Below are 15589 nucleotides of genomic sequence, written 5' to 3' on the forward strand. Positions count from 1 at the left end.
AGCGTGGCCGTGGCCTACGTTTCCCGCTTGCTGCGTCCATAAAGCAGCAGCATCGCTGCTATCACCACGCCGTAGATGATCTGACGTCCGGCTTCCGGCATCTGCGCGACTGAAAGGATCGACTGCAGCAGCGTAATCAGAATCGCGCCCGCCACGGTGCCGAGGTATGAGCCTCGGCCCCCCAGAATCGACGTGCCGCCGAGCACGACTGCCGCGATCGCCGGCAGCAGGTAGGCATCGCCCATCGACTGCGCTGCCTTCGATGCATAGCCGGCCAGCAATACGCCGCCGAACGCCGCGAACCCGCTGCACACCGCAAATGCGGCCACGGTCACGAGCCGCGTATTGATGCCGGACAGATAGGCGGCGCGCTCCGTATTGCCGATCGCGTACAGCGTGCGCCCGAAGATCGTACGCGACAGCAGGAACACCGTGGCGCCGCCGATCACCACCCACAGCGCAACGGCATTCGGCACGCCCGGCACGAGCCAGCCCGCGGCGAGCCATCGCATCACCTGTGGCGCGGAATCCTGCGGCGACGATCCGCCGGTATAGACGATCATGATGCCCTGCGCGACCGCATTGGTCGCGAGCGTGGCGATCATCGACGGGATGCGCAGCAGCGCGACGAGAATGCCGTTGACGACGCCGATCAGCACGCCGCAACCGATCCCGACCGGAATCGCGAGGATCTGTCCGAATTCGCCGTGTCCCGCTACCGCGCACGCCATCATTGCGCCGACCGTGATCGTCCACGGCAGCGACAAGTCGATGTGGCCGAGCAGGATCACCATCATCAGGCCGGTCGCGATGATGCCGAGGAAAGCGCCGACCTTCAGTTGCAGCAGGATGTACTCCGGCGACGTGAAGCTGCGCGAAAACATTCCGCCGACGAGCAGCAGCGCGACGATGCACGCGAACGCGATCACGATCGGTTTGTCGATTCTGCGCGTGAGCTTCGACACGAACGTGCTGAGGCCGTTTGCCGAGACGTGGCTCATTGAAACCACTCCAGGCGATTGCGTACCCTGAACAGCCCGCATGCGCCGATCGCGACAGCGAGCAGAAGAATCACACCCTGAAATAGCGGCTGCCACAGCGCATCGACGTTGAATACGAACAGCAGGTCACCGATCGAGCGAAACGCGAATGCGCCGAAGATCGCGCCGATCGCGCTGCCCTTGCCGCCGAGCAGCGACACGCCGCCTATCACCACGGCGGCGATCGAAAACAGCGTGTACGAGTTGGCGCTGCCGAGGCTCGCTTCGCCGGTGTCGGTGAAGAAGGTCAGAAACAGGCCGCCGATCGCGGCGAGCAGGCCGGCCAGCGTATAGCTCGCGAACTTTGCGCGGCGGATCGGCATGGCGGACAGAAACGCCGCGGGTTCGGACGAGCCGGTCGCGTACGCCGCGCGCCCGATTGCCGAGCATTTGAAAGGTACCCAGACGAGCAGTGTGGCGGCGAGCAGAATCAGCAGGCTCGCCGGCAGCACGCCGGCGACCTTGCCGGTCAGTGCGTCGGCGAGGTTCTCGTTGATCGAGCCGCCGGGCACGGGTCGCAGCAGCAGCGCCAGTCCGTAGAAGACCGCGCTCGTCGCGATCGTCGTCACGATCGGCTGCAGCCGGCCGAAAATGATGATCACGCCGTTCAGCGCGCCGCACAGCGCGCCCGCCGCGAGCACGCCGACGATGCCGAGCGCGCTGTGCAGCGCGTCGCCGGTGACGATCCACGAGCCGATGCAATTCGTCAGCACCAGCGTCATGCCGATCGACAGGTCGATGCCGGCCGTCAGCACGACGAGTGCTTGTCCCATCGAGACGAGCGCGAGCAGCACCGCCTTGTTCGCTGCGGTCTGAAACACGTTGGCCGACAATGCGGACGGATAGTTGAGCAGGTAGATCGCGAACATCAGCACGAACAGGCCGAACGCGAACACCGCCCCGCGATTCTCCGCATACCAGTAACGCAGCCCGCTCATAGCGCGACTCCCGTGGAAGGCGAAACCTGTCCGACGGGCAGGTCCAGCGCGCTCGCAATCAGGTTCTGCTCGGTGATCGCCGAGCCGACGAGTTCCTTCTTGATCCTGCCTTCGTACAGCACCAGCACGCGGTCACAGCAGCCGATCAGCTCGTCGTAGTCGGTCGAATAGAACACGATCGCCGCGCCTTCGTCGGCGAGGCGTCTGAGCAGCTGATAGAGCTCCTGCTTGGTGCCGACGTCGATGCCGCGCGTCGGGTCGCTGAGCAGTAGAATCCGCGGCTGCCGGACCAGCCACTTCGCGATCACCACCTTCTGCTGGTTGCCGCCCGACAGCGAGCCCACGGGCGCATCGATGCTGAACGTCTTGATCGCGAGCAACTCCATCATCCGGTCGACCAGCGACTGCTGGCGGTCGCGATCGATTACGCCGGCGCTGGACATGCGATCGAGCGCGGCAAACGACAGGTTCTCACGCACCGACATCGGCAGCATCAGGCCTTCGGTCTTACGGTCCTCCGGGATCAGCGCTATGCCGATTCCGTTGGCGCGCGCGGCCCTCGGGCTGCCGATCGACACCGCTTTGCCATCGACCTCGATCGTGCCCGCGCACCCGCGCAACACGCCGAACAGCGCGAGCAGCAGTTCGCGCTGGCCTTGTCCGTCGAGGCCGCCGAGGCCGAGTATTTCACCGGGCTTCAACGAAAAGCTGATGCCTTGCAGCGTGTCGCTCCACGCGAGATCGCGACACGCGAGAACCGGAGCGGCGCTGCGTCCGTTGGCGGGTTTGGCCGGGAACACATGCTGGTACTTGCGGCCGATCATCATTTCGACGACTTCGTTGTCGGTGCGCGTGCCGGCCTCGAAACTCATTACATGACGGCCGTTCCGGTAGACCGTGCATTCGTCAGCGAGCGCCTTCACCTCGTGCATCCGGTGCGAGATGAACAGCAGCGCGAGGCCCTCGTCGCGCAGGCGCTTGAGCACCTCGATCACCCGCGCGACGTCGGCCGCGGTCAGCGCCGACGTGGCTTCGTCGAGGATCAGGATGCGAGGCTCGTGCGCCAGCCCCTTGGCAAGCTCGACCATCTGCTGGCGCGACAGCGGCAGGTCCCGGACCTTTGCAAGCGGATTGATGTCGGCGGCGCCCGCTCGGGCGAGCGCCTCCTCGGCCTGGCGGCGCTGGGCCCGGCGGTCGATCATGCCGAAACGTCGCGGCGGGTTCGAAGCGAAGATATTGTCGGCTACGCTCAAGTCGGGAATGAGCGACAGCTCCTGATACACGCAGACGATGCCGGCCGCGTTCGCCTCGGCCGGCGATGCGAACGCGACCTGCCTGCCATCGTAGTGCATCGTGCCCTCGTCGGGCTGCACGACGCCGGACATCACCTTCAGCAACGTGGACTTGCCCGCGCCGTTCTCGCCGAGGATCGCGTGAATGCGGCCCCTCTTCACCGTGAGCTCGGCGTGATCCAGCGCGACCGCGCCGCCGTAGCTTTTCGACACGCCAGACATCTGAAAGAACGGCTGCGCTGCATCCTGCGGCATGCTTCGTCTCCCGTCACATTCCGGCCATCATCCGATCACTGGTTGCCCTGGGTCTGCTTCATGATCTCCTGCGCGGAGAAATTGATGCCGCAAGTCGGAAACGAGTTGCCGACGAAAAAGTTGTCGGAGTCGTTCGGGAAATAGTTGACGCCCGACTTCAGCTTCGAATCGTCGGTGACGTCTAGCGGCAGCTTGATCGAGACCGGGACCGTCTGGCCGTCCAGCGCGGCGAGCGCCGTCTTGATCGCTACCGCCACCTGCGCGGGACCGGTGCCAGCCGACGTGCACTTCAGGCCCTGGCCCCCATACTGCGCGCAGAACTTGCGAAAGCCGTTCTCCGTCTCGCCGCCGAAGGGCACGAACGGATGCTTCGCATCGATCATCGCGCGCACGACACCCGTGTCGCCGCCTTGCGCCGAGATGCCATCGAAATGACCCTGCACGGCGATCGCGTCGGCGGCGGCCTTTTGCGCGACCCCGTCGTCCCACTTGCCGTAGACCTGGACGACGTTCCACTTCTTGCCGGTGTCGTCCAACGTTTTCATGAAACCATTGTGCCGGTCCGTGTCGACCGACGTGCCCGCCACTCCGCGAACCTCGAGCACCTTGCCGCCGTTCGACAGGTGGTTCGCGAGCCACTTGGCCCACAGCACGCCGAGCCCGTACTGGTCGACGTTGACGTTGATCGCGTCTTCGCTGTCGAGGATGTTGTCGAACGCGATCAGCACGACGCCGGCGTTCTTCGCGCGGCGGATCGCAGGGCCGAACGAGGTGGGGTTCTGCGCGTCCACGATGATCGCGTCATAGCCGGCATCGATGAAGTTGTTGACGGCCGAAATCTGCGCCGGCACGTCCTCGCCGGTCGAGACGACCTTGAACTCCTTGAGCTTCGCGGCGACGGCCGGCTGTGCCGCATAGGCTTTGGCCGTCTTGATCATCTGGATGCGCCAGGTGTTCGCGATATAGCCGTTCACGAGTGCGATCCGGTAGGGCCCGTTCTTCTTCGGATACTTGATGTACTTCGTGTCGCTCTTCCAGGGGACCATGCATGTGGGATCGCTGGACGGCCCGGAAACGATCGTTGCCTGCGCGAAAGCCGCGCTTGCGCATAGCGTGAATGCCGCGGTCGCCGCCGCTCGAAGCACCTGGATTCCTGAAAGCATGTCGTCTCCTTTTTGTTGGATTGAACTTGCCGATTGCCGGCGAACATGGCGGTCATGAATCGCCGCCGAATTCTGTGCGTGAAGCAGGGAATCTTGCGGAATTGTGCTGCAGCGGGGCTGAATCGGACTCGCCGAAGCAGCGGAACGACTTCTTCAAAGGCGTCGCCTCCGAAGCAAAACGAAGGGCCGGCGCGAACTCAGTCACGTCTGACAGTACTGGCATACCAATCCGCGCGCGATAGTGGTTTACCACGGCGTCGCGGGGGGACTCGAACAGTCTGAAACCCCTGCTGAATCGGCTCGAGGCCAACAAAAGCGGCGGCGGGCCCGTGGCGGCCTGATCCGTCAATTGGTGTACCATTTTGTCGAACTCGAACCGATCCTTTGGCCGCTTCGAAGCTTTCGGGAATCCTGAATGGACGAGCTTTCACACACGCCGAACGGCCGCGGTGCCGATGAGGACGCGACCGACCGTTCCTATGTCGGACTCGCGAAGCAGATCTACGATCTGATCGCTGCCGGCGACGTCGGGCCGCGTGCGCGCCTGCCTTCCGAGCGCACGCTGGCCGAACGCTTTGGCGTGAGCCGCACACAGGTGAGGGAGGCGATCATCGCGCTGGAAGTGCAGGGCGTGGTCGAGGTTCGCGTCGGCTCGGGCATCTATGTGGCAGACGCGCCGGACCCGCGCTCCGCCATGTTCAAACTGCCGCGCGGGCTAGGCCCGATCGAGACGCTGCGCGCGCGGGTGGTGATCGAAAGCGGGATCGCCGCGTTAGCCGCTACCGAACGCAAAGATTCAGACCTGGACCGGCTGTTCGCCGCGTTACGCGCGATGCGCGAAAACATGCATGACAAAGCGGCGAACGAGGCCGCTGACCGTGATTTCCATTTGGCAATTGCGCGGGCGACGGGAAACGAAATGCTCCGGCTCGTGGTGACCGCGATGTGGGACAACTCCCGCGCCGACCCGCTGTGGAAAAAGATCGAGGAGCACTTCCACACTCCCGCATTGCGGGCGGCTTCACAGGATGAGCATCAGCGCATCTTCTCGGCGATCATGGCGCGAGACGCGGCCGCTGCGCGCACGGCGATGCAGGCGCATCTGACGCGGGTCATCGGCGAGTTCACCCAGGCGTGGCGTTAGCGCCGCTCCAGGCTGTTCGCCTTGTGCCCGGTCACGGCTCTGTTTCGTCGCCAGCAAGGTTGTCGAGGAAGCGGGCGAGTCGTTCGGTGTCGGCCTTCGTCCAGCCGTCGGGCGGCACCACGCTGGCCCAGCCGCTGACGTAATCCTCCGAAGAGTAGTTGTGACCAAAACCCGGCGGCACGGCGAGCTGATGAATCTGATCGCCCACCGCCTGCACGCCCGAGACGATCGGAAACCAATGCATCGCGCGAGGCATGTCGAAGCCGCGAGGCGGAGCCATCCATTCTGGGGGCCACCAGAACGCTCTGACGCTCCAGAAGACAGCCGGATCGGCCGGATGCTGAAGGTACACGATTCGGGGGGCCGGCCAGTCCGCATTCAATGCCACCTGATGCGGATCGCGATTCAGGAACCGTACGACACGCCCGCCATCGAAGATCGGCTGCCAGAAGGGCGACCCGCGATCGCGCTCGCGGGTGAGTTGCGCATGGATGAGGTTGGTTTGTTTGGCGCCGGCGATCAGCACGCCATCGGTCGCGGCCACCATATTGGCCACCGACGCCGATGCGTCCGCTCCCACGAAAGGCGCTTCCACTCCCGCGGCGCCGAGGCTCTTGCCGAACAGAACGAGCTTCGGCCGCTTTTGCGGTGGGAGCGTCGACCAGCGGGCGCGAACGGCGTTGAAGAGCGTGATACCCGCCTCGTCCGCGAGCCCAGCGTCCACGAAGATGGCGTAGCGGCTAGGCAGGAAAGAGTATTGAATCGCCACGATCGCCGTGTCGCCGCCGTGCAGTTCCTCGAGCGAGGTGGCGGCTTGGGGCACGATCCAGCCCGTGCCGGTGGGTATCCACACGACCAGCACTTTGCGGTCGAACCCGCCCGCGCGCTCGAGCTCGCGGACCGCAATCCGCGCGCGCTGTTCGAGGGAGTCCGCAGAACGCACCCCCACGTAGACTCTCACCGGATCGACCAGCCTCGCATCTGATCCGTGGAACTTCGCAAGTTCTTGCCTGTTTGTCGCCGTTGCCACGAAGTCGCGCCCCATGCGTCCCAAGCTGTCCCATGCGACCAACGACATGCTGCTGCCGGACACCGTGGGCGACGTGGGGGACAGGGTTCCTTCGGTCGTGTTCTCGTTCCTCGGCTCGTGGACGAGATCGGAGCCCGTGGCGAGGGCGGGAAAAAACACTCCGCGACCGAGCGCGATGCCAATCACGATGATGAAGAGCGCCGTTGCTGGCACCGACACGATCGACGGGACGTGGCGCAGGATCACCCGGTTGACTGCGGCGACACCACGGGCCGCGACTCGCCCGATGACCACCAGCAGCACCGCCGCCAACGGCGACACCACGCTCATCAGCACGCCATCCAACCAGCCGATGGTTGTCATCCCCATGAAACTACGTTGCTCGTTCTGCCAGCCGAGCCATAGCTTCGCGCCAGCGAACAGTGCAATGAGCCACGCCGCCGCCAGAACGATTGCTATGCGCCGGCGGCTCTCGCTGCCGGGCACGCGCCCCCATCGCTGCAGCAGCCGATGCACCCCGCAGCCAGCCAATGTGCCTACCCCGTAGCCGATGGCCAGACAAAACGCACCGACGACGGTTTGCGTTACCCACGACCGCGGAATCAGCGTTGGCGTCAGTGACTGCCACCAGAACACGAGCGCGAGCAACGAGCCGCTGAGCGTCGGCGTCCGAAGTGCGCCTCGGAGCCCGGCAGCTATCGGCTCGTGGGAGTTCCGCATGCGTGCTCGCTCAGATTGGCGCAGCTCGCACTTCGTCCCCGCGGGCCATCCGCAAAGGAGTCGAAGACACGAGCCGGCTTGATTTTGACGGTGCTTCGGGCCATGCATCGCATTGTATTTAGCTTTCTCCGAGTCGAACAATCTCGTAGCCTGCCAGTGACTTACCGAATCGGCGCGCACGCTGCTTGCTCGTGGTGCTGCGATCGGCTCCCACGACTGAATGCCCGCAACTCAAAAATGAAAGATCGATCCACAATCCTATGCGTGCGCGACAGCAAGCTGCTCCTGGTCGCTCGCTCGCGCTCGCGCTGGTCGCTGCCCGGTGGCACGATAAAGCGGCTCGAAACCCCGCTGGACGCTGCTCGACGCGAACTGGAGGAAGAAACGAACGTGGTCGAGGTCCACCTGACGTATCTGTTCCAGTTTGGCGGGCTCAACAAGCGGCATCATGTTTTCCTTGCCGAGTTCGCGCGCGACATATCACCTGAGCCCGGCAATGAGATCGCCCAATGCCGATGGTTTACTCCGATCAAGATCGAGACTTTGTCAGCCAGCATACCCACCCGGGAGATTGTCGGCCTGTTCGTTCGGATTGACGATCGCGGCTATGGGCGCGCGGCCCGCTGAAGACAGGTGCGGCACGGTTTTAGCTACGCGGTTGTGGCAGATGGCCGTTGTAGCGAGGAGCACTGTCGTGAAAAAGGCGTTCTCAAAAAATTTTCCGGCTCCCGACCAACGGGCGCCTTTACTGGCAGAGCTTCGCCGGCACAAAATGGCTCGCACGGCATACGACTACGTACGCGGAGGCGCCAGGCGCTTTTATGCGTGGCTCGACAGCCAGCCTCCCGGCGCGTTGCCCGATGGTCCGCCGGTGTGGATTTGTGGCGACTGTCATCTCGGGAATCTCGGCCCGGTCGCGGATGCAGCGGGTCACGTGGCAGTCCAGATCAGGGATCTGGATCAATGCGTGATCGGCAATCCTGTGCACGACCTGCTTCGGCTGGGACTGTCGCTGGCCACCGCCGCGCGCAGCGCGGACTTGCCGGGCGTAATCACCAGCTGCATGGCGGAAGCGCTCATCGACGGCTACCAACAGGCCTTCGACGACACCCGCAGCAACGAGACGAAGCGGGCGCAACGGCCGGCGGTCGTGCAGGTCGCGATGAAAAGGGCACTGCACCAGTCGTGGCGCAAGCTGGGCCGGCAAACGATCGACGGTGCGGCGCCGTACATTCCTCTTGGCAAGCGTTTCTGGCCGCTGTCAGAAGAAGAAGCGCAGGCGGTTCGATCCCTCTTCGCGCCGCAGTCGGACCTGGCGATGGCAGAGGTGCTGGGCGCGGCGACGACAGGCGACGCGAAAATCGAGGTGCTGGACGCGGCGTTCTGGGTCAAGGGGTGCAGTTCTTTGGGGCGCCGCCGCTACGCGGTGTTGCTGGACATCGATGGAGAATGTTCTGCTGGCGGGCCCCCCTGTCTTGTCGACATCAAGGAAGCCGCCACCGCTGCCGCGCCGGCACACGCTGGCGCTCCGATGCCCCGCGACAACGCAAAGCGCGTAGCCGAAGGTGCCCGGCACGTGACTCCCCGGCTCGGCGACCGCATGCGCGCCGCGCGTCTGAACGGAGCGGCGGTCGTGATCCGCCAACTGATGCCGCAGGATCTCAAGTTCGACGCGGACCGGCTCACCGAAGCTGATGCCGTCAAGGCAGCCCATTTCCTTGCGCTCGTGATCGGGCAGGCCCATGCGCAGCAGATGGATGCCTCGACTCGTAAAGCCTGGCTGGGCGATCTGCAGGCAAGTTGGCCCAAATCGATCAAGGCGCCATCGTGGCTGTGGCGCAGCATGGTCGAATTGACCGTCGCAAACGAAGCGGAATATCTGGAGCACTGCCGGCGCTACGCTGTCGACCGGCGGGGCGAACAGGTCAGATAGCGAGAGGCTCCCGACGACGCGCCGGTGAGCGGAAATGCAGTCATTTCCGCTGACGAACGCCGGCCAGCACGCTTGCGAGTTCGTCGATGGTGAACGGTTTGCTCAATGCGGTCCAGCGAAAGGGCATCGATGGCAATTGCGGGTTTGCGTATCCCGACGCAAACACGACATGGAGTGAAGGCGCTCGCGCGGTCGCCTGCTTCGCCAGTTCGATACCGTCGATATCCGGCATCCGCAGGTCCGTGATCAGCACGTCGAAGGGTTCATTTGCCAGCCACTCGAGCGCCTCACGCGGCGACGTCGTGAATTTTCCCGAATGCCCAAGCAAGCCGATCAGTTCGTTGGTCGCTTGAGCCAGGTTCACGTCGTCGTCGACCAGCAGGATACGCAAAGGGGCGACCGGGCCGCCGGGCGCCGCATCGCGCGAAGTTTTGCTACGCACGGGGTCGCCGACATCGAGCACCTGACGGATCTTACGCGCAAGCTGCTCGCGGCTGTACGGCTTGCTGAGCAGGTCGACGCCCGGGTCGAGCCTGCCGCCATGGACGATCGCGTTCTGCGTATACCCCGACGTGAAAAGGACCTTCAGATGCGGCAGCAGCCGCAGACCCTGAGCGACCATGTCCGTGCTGCGGAGCGGACCCGGCATCACGACATCGGAAAAAACCAGATCGATATGGACGCCGCTGCGCAATACGGCGAGCGCTTCCTCCGCGGCGTCGGCTTTCAGGACCCGGTAACCGAGGTCCGAGAGCGTGTCGAGGGCGGTCGATTGCACGTTCCTGTCGTCTTCCACGACGAGGATCGTTTCCGATCCTCCCTTGGGAGCCGGTGTGACGCGTGGCGGCAGTTCGACTGCCGGCCGGTCCGAGCGGGGCAGATACAGTTTGACTGTCGTGCCGTGCCCGACCTCGCTGTAAATCTTGATATGGCCGCCGCTCTGCTTGACGAAGCCGTATGCCATGCTGAGCCCGAGACCCGTTCCTCTTCCCTCCGGTTTCGTCGTAAAGAAAGGATCGAACGCGCGATCCACCACGTCCGGCGGCATGCCTGTGCCGGTGTCGGTGACGGCCAGCAGCACGTACTGGCCAGCCTGGATGTCCGGCACCGAGGCGACGTACTCGTCGTCCAGCATCGCATTGGAGAGCTCCATCGTCAGCTTGCCGCCCTCGGACATCGCGTCCCGTGCGTTGATCGCCAGATTGAGGATCACGTTTTCCAGCTGATGGATATCGACGAGAGTGTTCCACAAGCCGCCGGCGACGACCGTTTCCACGTCGATCGTCTCGTCGAGAGCCCGGCGCAGCAGATCGTCCATGCCGCGAAGCGCGGAGGCCAGGTTGATGACGACCGGCCGTAGCGGCTGCCGCCGTCCGAACGCGAGCAGTTGCGACGCGAGTTTCGAGCCGCGCTCGACCGCTGTTATCGCTTTTGCCACGCGCTCGCGAGTCCATTCGTCGCGGGAATGCCGGCTGTCGAGCAATTCCAGATTGCCGCGCAAGATTTGCAGCACATTGTTGAAATCGTGCGCAACGCCGCCCGTCAGTTTGCCGACCGCCTCCATCTTTTGCGACTGGAACAGCGCCTTGCGCGTGTCCTCCAGCATCCGGCTGGCTTCCATACGCTCGGTGATGTCGCGCGTGATTTTCGCAAAGCCGACCAGCGCCCCATCTTCGTCACGGATTGCATCGATCACCACGTGCGCCCAGAAGCGCCGGCCGTCCTTTCGCACCCTCCACCCTTCGGCTTCGAACCGTCCCTCACTGGCTGCGATCGACAGTCCCCGTTGCGGCAGGTCGGCCGCGGCATCCTCGGGTGTGTAGAAGCGCGACATGTGCGAGCCGATGATTTCCTCGGCGCTATACCCGTTGATCCGGCGAGCGCCGGCGTTCCAGTTCGTGACGATCCCGGCGGGAGAAAGCATGAAAATCGCGTAGTCCGTCACTCCGTTCACGAGCATGCGAAAGCGCCGTTCGCTCTCGACGACGGCATCGTGCGCGGTCTTCTTGTCCGTCATGTCGCGCACGATCTTGCCGAAGCCGAGCACACGCCCTGTGTCGTCGGTCAGAGCGGTGATCACGACATTGGCCCAGAACCGTGATCCGTCCTTGCGGATGCGCCAGCCTTCGGACTCGGAGCGGCCGGTGCTGCGGGCGATATCGAGCAACGCAGCGGCGCTGCCTTTGTCGCGATCGTCCTGCGTGTGGAAAATGTCGAAGCGCTGCCCGATGACTTCGTCAGCCAGAAAGCCATGAATTTTCTCGCCGCCGACGTTCCAGGTACGGATGATGCCTTCCGGCGAAAGTCCGATGACCGCATAGTCGATGACGGAGTCGATCCATCGCTGGGCCCAGTCGTCAGGCATGGATGGACCGGCTTGCGCGCCGTCTGGTGCTCGGTAGTCGTCGGGTTTCGAATGATTCATGCGATTCGATCCTGAAGAATATGATCTGGCAGCACGTGTTATGCCACACCTGGACAGGGTCGGGAAATCGGTTCGGGACCCGAGCCGGCCGCGTGACGCCGACCGGCTCGATCAGTTCGACGGCACCGGGTTATCAAGGCCCGGGAAGGAACTGGACATCCCCGTACCAGGCGCGTGTCGTGGTAGCGGTATTGTCGGTATCGGTGAGCAGCCCATAGCCTGTGATTCGTCCTGGCGGTTCGTGAAAGACCCGCTCGTAGTCTTGCACGATATTTCGGCGCAGACTTTGCCAGCGACCCGCATCGCCGGGCTGACCGGAGACCACGATCATCTGCACGCGGTTCGTGCGGGGGTTGGCAATGACGGTGCCCGGCGCGGCGTTGGTCGACCAGACGTACATCAACGTCGCATAGGGCAGGTCTTCGCCGCTCAGTTGTTTGGCCAGCCCCATCTTCGCCCGGTCGAACATCGACAGCTTGCTCTTGTCGCCGTCGAACATGAACATCAGCCGCGCTGGCGCGTCTTCCTTCGACGCGACGCGGTTATCGGCGCCCGCGATCGGCCCATCCGCTTTCCAGCGCCATGCCACGACGGGTGTGCGCGCGAGATCGATATTCCCTTCGTGCATCAACGCAGAAGCGGAGCGGTTCGCGTCCGCCTGCAGCACCGTGGTGTGGTCATCCTGAACCAGCGTGTATTGCGTGATGGGCTTGCCGCGCACCACCGGCAGGTTCTTCCAGCCAGCGGGCAGCGATGTGCCGGGCTCGCTCGTGGAAAAGGCGATACCGGGGTTTTCGTCCTGGGCAGGAAGGGGGAGCGGCAACAACAGGAGCGCGACACATGCGGCGATCCAGGCTGGCTGTGCGGTTCGTTTTTGCGCTCGGCGGCTCGAAGGAAGGTGCATGGCGGTCGCATTCGTCTCCAGGATAGCAACCATTGTAATGGGCAGCGCAGGTGACATTTCAGCGGCCGCTTACTTCCGCGCGTGTCGGGGGGATTCAGGATTTCCTGACGCCCGGATCAGGCTTTGCCGTAGTCATTTGCAGCCGCCGACGACTGTACGCTGGCGCCCGTTCATCCATCATCGGTGATGCTTGCGAAGATCGAAAGGCGATGTGCAAAATGATTGCGGACTTTCTGGACCGACGCAGGCGCTTGCAAGAGATCGACAGAATTTGCCAGCGCCTGTTCGAAACCTGGTGCGAGGCGCGCAGCCTGACACCGCTGACATACCTGCTGTTTTGCTGGCCGTTGCGCGACACCCGTCCTGTCGCGATACGACGTTTGCAGCAGACGTTGAAGGAATTGCGCCGCGATCATGCGGAAGGTTTCGATGCCGGCACGTTCGTGGCGCTCGATCAACTCGTCGACCGGCTCGACGAACTGGTCGATCGGGCAGAAACCCCGGTGACGTTTTCGCTGGTCACCTAGCCGGGCGCAACTTGCCGGCCGCGAGTCCTGCGAATGCGAGATGATCGGGCCAAGGCTTCACCAATCGGGCGCCTCACGCACGAGTTCGGATTCGGGACATGATCAAGATCCTCATCGCCGACGATCACGCGATCGTGCGCGGCGGCCTCAAGCAGATCATCGCAACTACCGCGGACATGATCGTGGTGGAGGAGGCTGGCCACGGCTCCGAGGTGATCGACAAACTTCGCAACTGTGACATCGACCTGCTGTTGCTCGACATGACGATGCCCGGCATCAGCGGCGTCGATCTGATCCGACGCGTGCGCTCGGACCGACCGGGGTTGCCGCTGCTCGTGCTCAGCATTCACAACGAGGCGCAGGTGGCGTCGCGCGCACTGAGGGCAGGCGCGACCGGTTACGTGACCAAGGACAGCGATCCGGACGTATTGCTGGCGGCAATCCGTAAGCTCGCCGACGGCGGACGCTTCATCGACCCGAAACTGGTCGACGCGATGGTCTTTGAAAAGCATGCGGGAGACGTGCCGCCGCACGAAGTCCTGACGGATCGGGAGTTTCAGGTGCTACAGCTGATCGCGAGCGGCCGGAGCATCAATGACATCGCGGAAGCGTGTTCGCTCAGCGCCAAGACGATCAGCACCCACAAGATGCGGCTAATGCAAAAGCTGGGTCTTTCGAATAACGCGGAGGTGATCCGTTATGCGATCAGGCACGGCTTGATAAGCGAGTAGTCGATGAAGCTGGACCAATGCTTTCGAACGAACCCGTCGCGCGGGTACACCTGGTGTGGGAGAACATCGCATGGAAGTGCTATCGGCGAGTGAAATCGAATTGCGGGCGTGGATAAGCCGATGGTATGACCATGCCGTCGCAGCGGGCCTCGTACGGCCGCCTTTTCTGCTCGACGATGCAAAGGCCATGCGCCTCGAATCCTACTTCACCGCGGGGTTGACGCCGGAGGAGGGTGCGCAACTGTTCTTTGGAACCGTGCATTAAGCCGCGCCGCTCCTTGCGGTTCATCGACCGCAAACTCGCTCTCGAACCTCGATGCCAGGCGCAAGTATCTGGCACTCGCTTCGTCGCCCGTCGCTCGCAATTCCGGTTGACTCCGTCGCGTCTCGCCCGCTCATCATAGGCGCGCATTTCCCACATATCGGGGAAACTCCCTGGCTCTCGAAATTTGGAATCCGACTTAACAAAGTTAGAATGACTGCTCTAAGACGGCTTCAGACCGTCTGCCCGACCGACGGCCCGGCGTGGGAACGACCTTCACGAATCGCAGTGGCAGCGATCACCGTGTCCGCGAGAACCTGAGAGATATCCCGTGAGCAGCCCAAAACAGATGCCATTTGCCCTATCCGTTCCGACCGACGTGTCGCAACTGCCGAACCAGCTCGTCGCCGGCTTTTGGGCGCTGATGAGACTGAACGTCGACACGTGCAGGTCCGCGGTCACAGGTGCCGCGCTGCACTGGGAAAGCGTATGGCGCGCCCAGACACCTGAACAGTTGATCAGACGCCAGGCCGATGTGATGCCTTGGCTCGTCCTGCAGTTCGCCGATTACACGCGCGGCTGGATGGATATCGCGTCGGAAACCATCACGCCGTGCCGTGCCGTTAGCAATCACGACGACGCGCATGAGCTCCAGGAGGGCACCATGTCCGCTGAGCAGCCGGCCTGCGCAACGGGTGTCGACCCGACGCTGAGCGAGGACATCGCGTCGCCGCAGGAGCAGCGGGCCGGCGAATCCGTCGCCGAAGCAGACGTAGAGGAAATGGTCCGCGCCATTCTCGAACGCGTTGCAAAGGCGACCCCTGACACGCCGGAACGCCGAAGTCCGCCTCGCGCACGCCGCTCGTCGACCCGATAGGCGACAAGCTTTCACACATCCTGCCGGGTCCGGTTCTCGCGTGCTGCGGATGCAGCCGTGGCCGGATCTGGTCACCCGTCGTTCCTTCCCGCCGCGAGGTAAGCGATATGTTGAGCCCGCACGAAGTGGCCACGCTGCTGCTGTTGAAGGATGCGCCTGAACGAATCGATCTGGATCGGGCAGAGCTTGGCGCGCTGCGCGAACTGCAGTTGATCACGAATGAGCCAGCTGGCTCGGGCTTCCGGCTTCCTCACGTGACGCCGCGTGGCGACGCTGTGCTGCGTGCGTTCGCAAGGGTCCGTTGACTGGTGCCAGACAGCAACTAACACAGCATTCTCCCGGCGCGGG

General features: G+C 63.6%; 15 protein-coding genes. 8 read left to right on the top strand and 7 right to left on the bottom strand.

Annotated features, from left to right (window positions below; genetic code table 11):
• Positions 1 to 14: 14 nt before the first annotated feature.
• Genes AB3X94_RS14010 through AB3X94_RS14025 form a run of 4 tightly spaced genes read right to left on the bottom strand, consistent with a single transcriptional unit; the run spans position 15 to position 4688 of the window.
• Positions 15 to 1001 (bottom strand): ABC transporter permease, encoded by a 987-nt coding sequence (locus AB3X94_RS14010; protein ID WP_176111199.1) that lies wholly within the window; start codon positions 999 to 1001, stop codon positions 15 to 17.
• Positions 998 to 1978: an ABC transporter permease gene (locus tag AB3X94_RS14015; RefSeq protein ID WP_368611845.1), complete on the bottom strand. Its 981-nt coding sequence runs from the start codon at positions 1976 to 1978 to the stop codon at positions 998 to 1000. The genes AB3X94_RS14010 and AB3X94_RS14015 overlap by 4 nt, the downstream gene beginning before the upstream one ends.
• Complete coding sequence (locus AB3X94_RS14020; protein ID WP_368611846.1) at positions 1975 to 3525, bottom strand: sugar ABC transporter ATP-binding protein; 1551 nt, start codon at positions 3523 to 3525, stop codon at positions 1975 to 1977. The genes AB3X94_RS14015 and AB3X94_RS14020 overlap by 4 nt, the downstream gene beginning before the upstream one ends.
• 35 nt (positions 3526 to 3560) lie before the next feature.
• Complete coding sequence (locus AB3X94_RS14025) at positions 3561 to 4688, bottom strand: sugar ABC transporter substrate-binding protein (RefSeq protein WP_013093653.1); 1128 nt, start codon at positions 4686 to 4688, stop codon at positions 3561 to 3563.
• Between the two features lie 415 nt (positions 4689 to 5103).
• Between AB3X94_RS14025 and AB3X94_RS14030 the strand changes: the two genes are divergently transcribed.
• Entirely contained in the window at positions 5104 to 5832 is a 729-nt protein-coding gene (locus AB3X94_RS14030; protein WP_176111196.1) for a FadR/GntR family transcriptional regulator, read from the top strand.
• Between the two features lie 31 nt (positions 5833 to 5863).
• On the opposite strand, the gene AB3X94_RS14035 is transcribed toward AB3X94_RS14030, so the two are convergent.
• Positions 5864 to 7510 (bottom strand): alpha/beta-hydrolase family protein, encoded by a 1647-nt coding sequence (locus tag AB3X94_RS14035; protein WP_368611847.1) that lies wholly within the window; start codon positions 7508 to 7510, stop codon positions 5864 to 5866.
• 309 nt (positions 7511 to 7819) lie between these two features.
• On the opposite strand from AB3X94_RS14035, the gene AB3X94_RS14040 reads away from it, so the two are divergent.
• Positions 7820 to 8209, top strand: coding sequence for an NUDIX hydrolase (locus AB3X94_RS14040; RefSeq protein WP_176111194.1), 390 nt, complete (start codon positions 7820 to 7822; stop codon positions 8207 to 8209).
• Positions 8210 to 8249: 40 nt separating this feature from the next.
• Positions 8250 to 9515 (top strand): DUF2252 family protein, encoded by a 1266-nt coding sequence (locus AB3X94_RS14045; protein WP_368611848.1) that lies wholly within the window; start codon positions 8250 to 8252, stop codon positions 9513 to 9515.
• 40 nt (positions 9516 to 9555) lie between these two features.
• Here AB3X94_RS14045 and AB3X94_RS14050 read toward each other — a convergent pair whose 3' ends face one another.
• On the bottom strand, positions 9556 to 11880 hold the full coding sequence (locus AB3X94_RS14050; RefSeq protein ID WP_368611909.1) for a PAS domain S-box protein: 2325 nt from the start codon (positions 11878 to 11880) through the stop codon (positions 9556 to 9558).
• A 193-nt stretch (positions 11881 to 12073) separates the two neighbouring features.
• Entirely contained in the window at positions 12074 to 12844 is a 771-nt protein-coding gene (locus AB3X94_RS14055; RefSeq protein WP_368611910.1) for a DUF3047 domain-containing protein, read from the bottom strand.
• Between the two features lie 50 nt (positions 12845 to 12894).
• Here AB3X94_RS14055 and AB3X94_RS14060 point away from each other — a divergent pair, with 50 nt between their 5' ends.
• The 5 genes from AB3X94_RS14060 (at position 12895) to AB3X94_RS14080 (ending at position 15546) form a co-directional block, all read left to right on the top strand.
• Entirely contained in the window at positions 12895 to 13371 is a 477-nt protein-coding gene (locus AB3X94_RS14060) for a hypothetical protein (protein ID WP_246392273.1), read from the top strand.
• Positions 13372 to 13469: 98 nt separating this feature from the next.
• A complete protein-coding gene (locus AB3X94_RS14065) occupies positions 13470 to 14102 on the top strand; it encodes a response regulator transcription factor (protein ID WP_176111192.1) in 633 nt (210 codons plus the stop codon).
• 70 nt (positions 14103 to 14172) lie between these two features.
• Positions 14173 to 14367, top strand: coding sequence for a hypothetical protein (locus AB3X94_RS14070; RefSeq protein WP_176111191.1), 195 nt, complete (start codon positions 14173 to 14175; stop codon positions 14365 to 14367).
• 328 nt (positions 14368 to 14695) lie between these two features.
• A complete protein-coding gene (locus AB3X94_RS14075) occupies positions 14696 to 15241 on the top strand; it encodes a phasin family protein (protein ID WP_368611849.1) in 546 nt (181 codons plus the stop codon).
• A gap of 107 nt (positions 15242 to 15348) precedes the next feature.
• Entirely contained in the window at positions 15349 to 15546 is a 198-nt protein-coding gene (locus AB3X94_RS14080) for a hypothetical protein (RefSeq protein ID WP_176111190.1), read from the top strand.
• Positions 15547 to 15589 lie beyond the last annotated feature (43 nt).

The sequence above is a fragment of the Paraburkholderia sp. BR10923 genome (assembly GCF_040948765.1).
Taxonomy (GTDB): domain Bacteria; phylum Pseudomonadota; class Gammaproteobacteria; order Burkholderiales; family Burkholderiaceae; genus Paraburkholderia; species Paraburkholderia youngii.

Excerpts from the sequence above, each read along its gene's own strand:
- AB3X94_RS14045 (WP_368611848.1), top strand. The coding sequence starts at position 8,250 with ATGGCCGTTGTAGCGAGGAGCACTGTCGTGAAAAAGGCGTTCTCAAAA.
- AB3X94_RS14070 (WP_176111191.1), top strand. The coding sequence starts at position 14,173 with ATGGAAGTGCTATCGGCGAGTGAAATCGAATTGCGGGCGTGGATAAGC.
- AB3X94_RS14040 (WP_176111194.1), top strand. The coding sequence starts at position 7,820 with ATGAAAGATCGATCCACAATCCTATGCGTGCGCGACAGCAAGCTGCTC.
- AB3X94_RS14080 (WP_176111190.1), top strand. The coding sequence starts at position 15,349 with ATGTTGAGCCCGCACGAAGTGGCCACGCTGCTGCTGTTGAAGGATGCG.
- AB3X94_RS14050 (WP_368611909.1), bottom strand. The coding sequence starts at position 11,880 with ATGCCTGACGACTGGGCCCAGCGATGGATCGACTCCGTCATCGACTAT.
- AB3X94_RS14025 (WP_013093653.1), bottom strand. The coding sequence starts at position 4,688 with ATGCTTTCAGGAATCCAGGTGCTTCGAGCGGCGGCGACCGCGGCATTC.
- AB3X94_RS14010 (WP_176111199.1), bottom strand. The coding sequence starts at position 1,001 with ATGAGCCACGTCTCGGCAAACGGCCTCAGCACGTTCGTGTCGAAGCTC.
- AB3X94_RS14020 (WP_368611846.1), bottom strand. The coding sequence starts at position 3,525 with ATGCCGCAGGATGCAGCGCAGCCGTTCTTTCAGATGTCTGGCGTGTCG.
- AB3X94_RS14030 (WP_176111196.1), top strand. The coding sequence starts at position 5,104 with ATGGACGAGCTTTCACACACGCCGAACGGCCGCGGTGCCGATGAGGAC.
- AB3X94_RS14015 (WP_368611845.1), bottom strand. The coding sequence starts at position 1,978 with ATGAGCGGGCTGCGTTACTGGTATGCGGAGAATCGCGGGGCGGTGTTC.
- AB3X94_RS14065 (WP_176111192.1), top strand. The coding sequence starts at position 13,470 with ATGATCAAGATCCTCATCGCCGACGATCACGCGATCGTGCGCGGCGGC.
- AB3X94_RS14055 (WP_368611910.1), bottom strand. The coding sequence starts at position 12,844 with ATGCACCTTCCTTCGAGCCGCCGAGCGCAAAAACGAACCGCACAGCCA.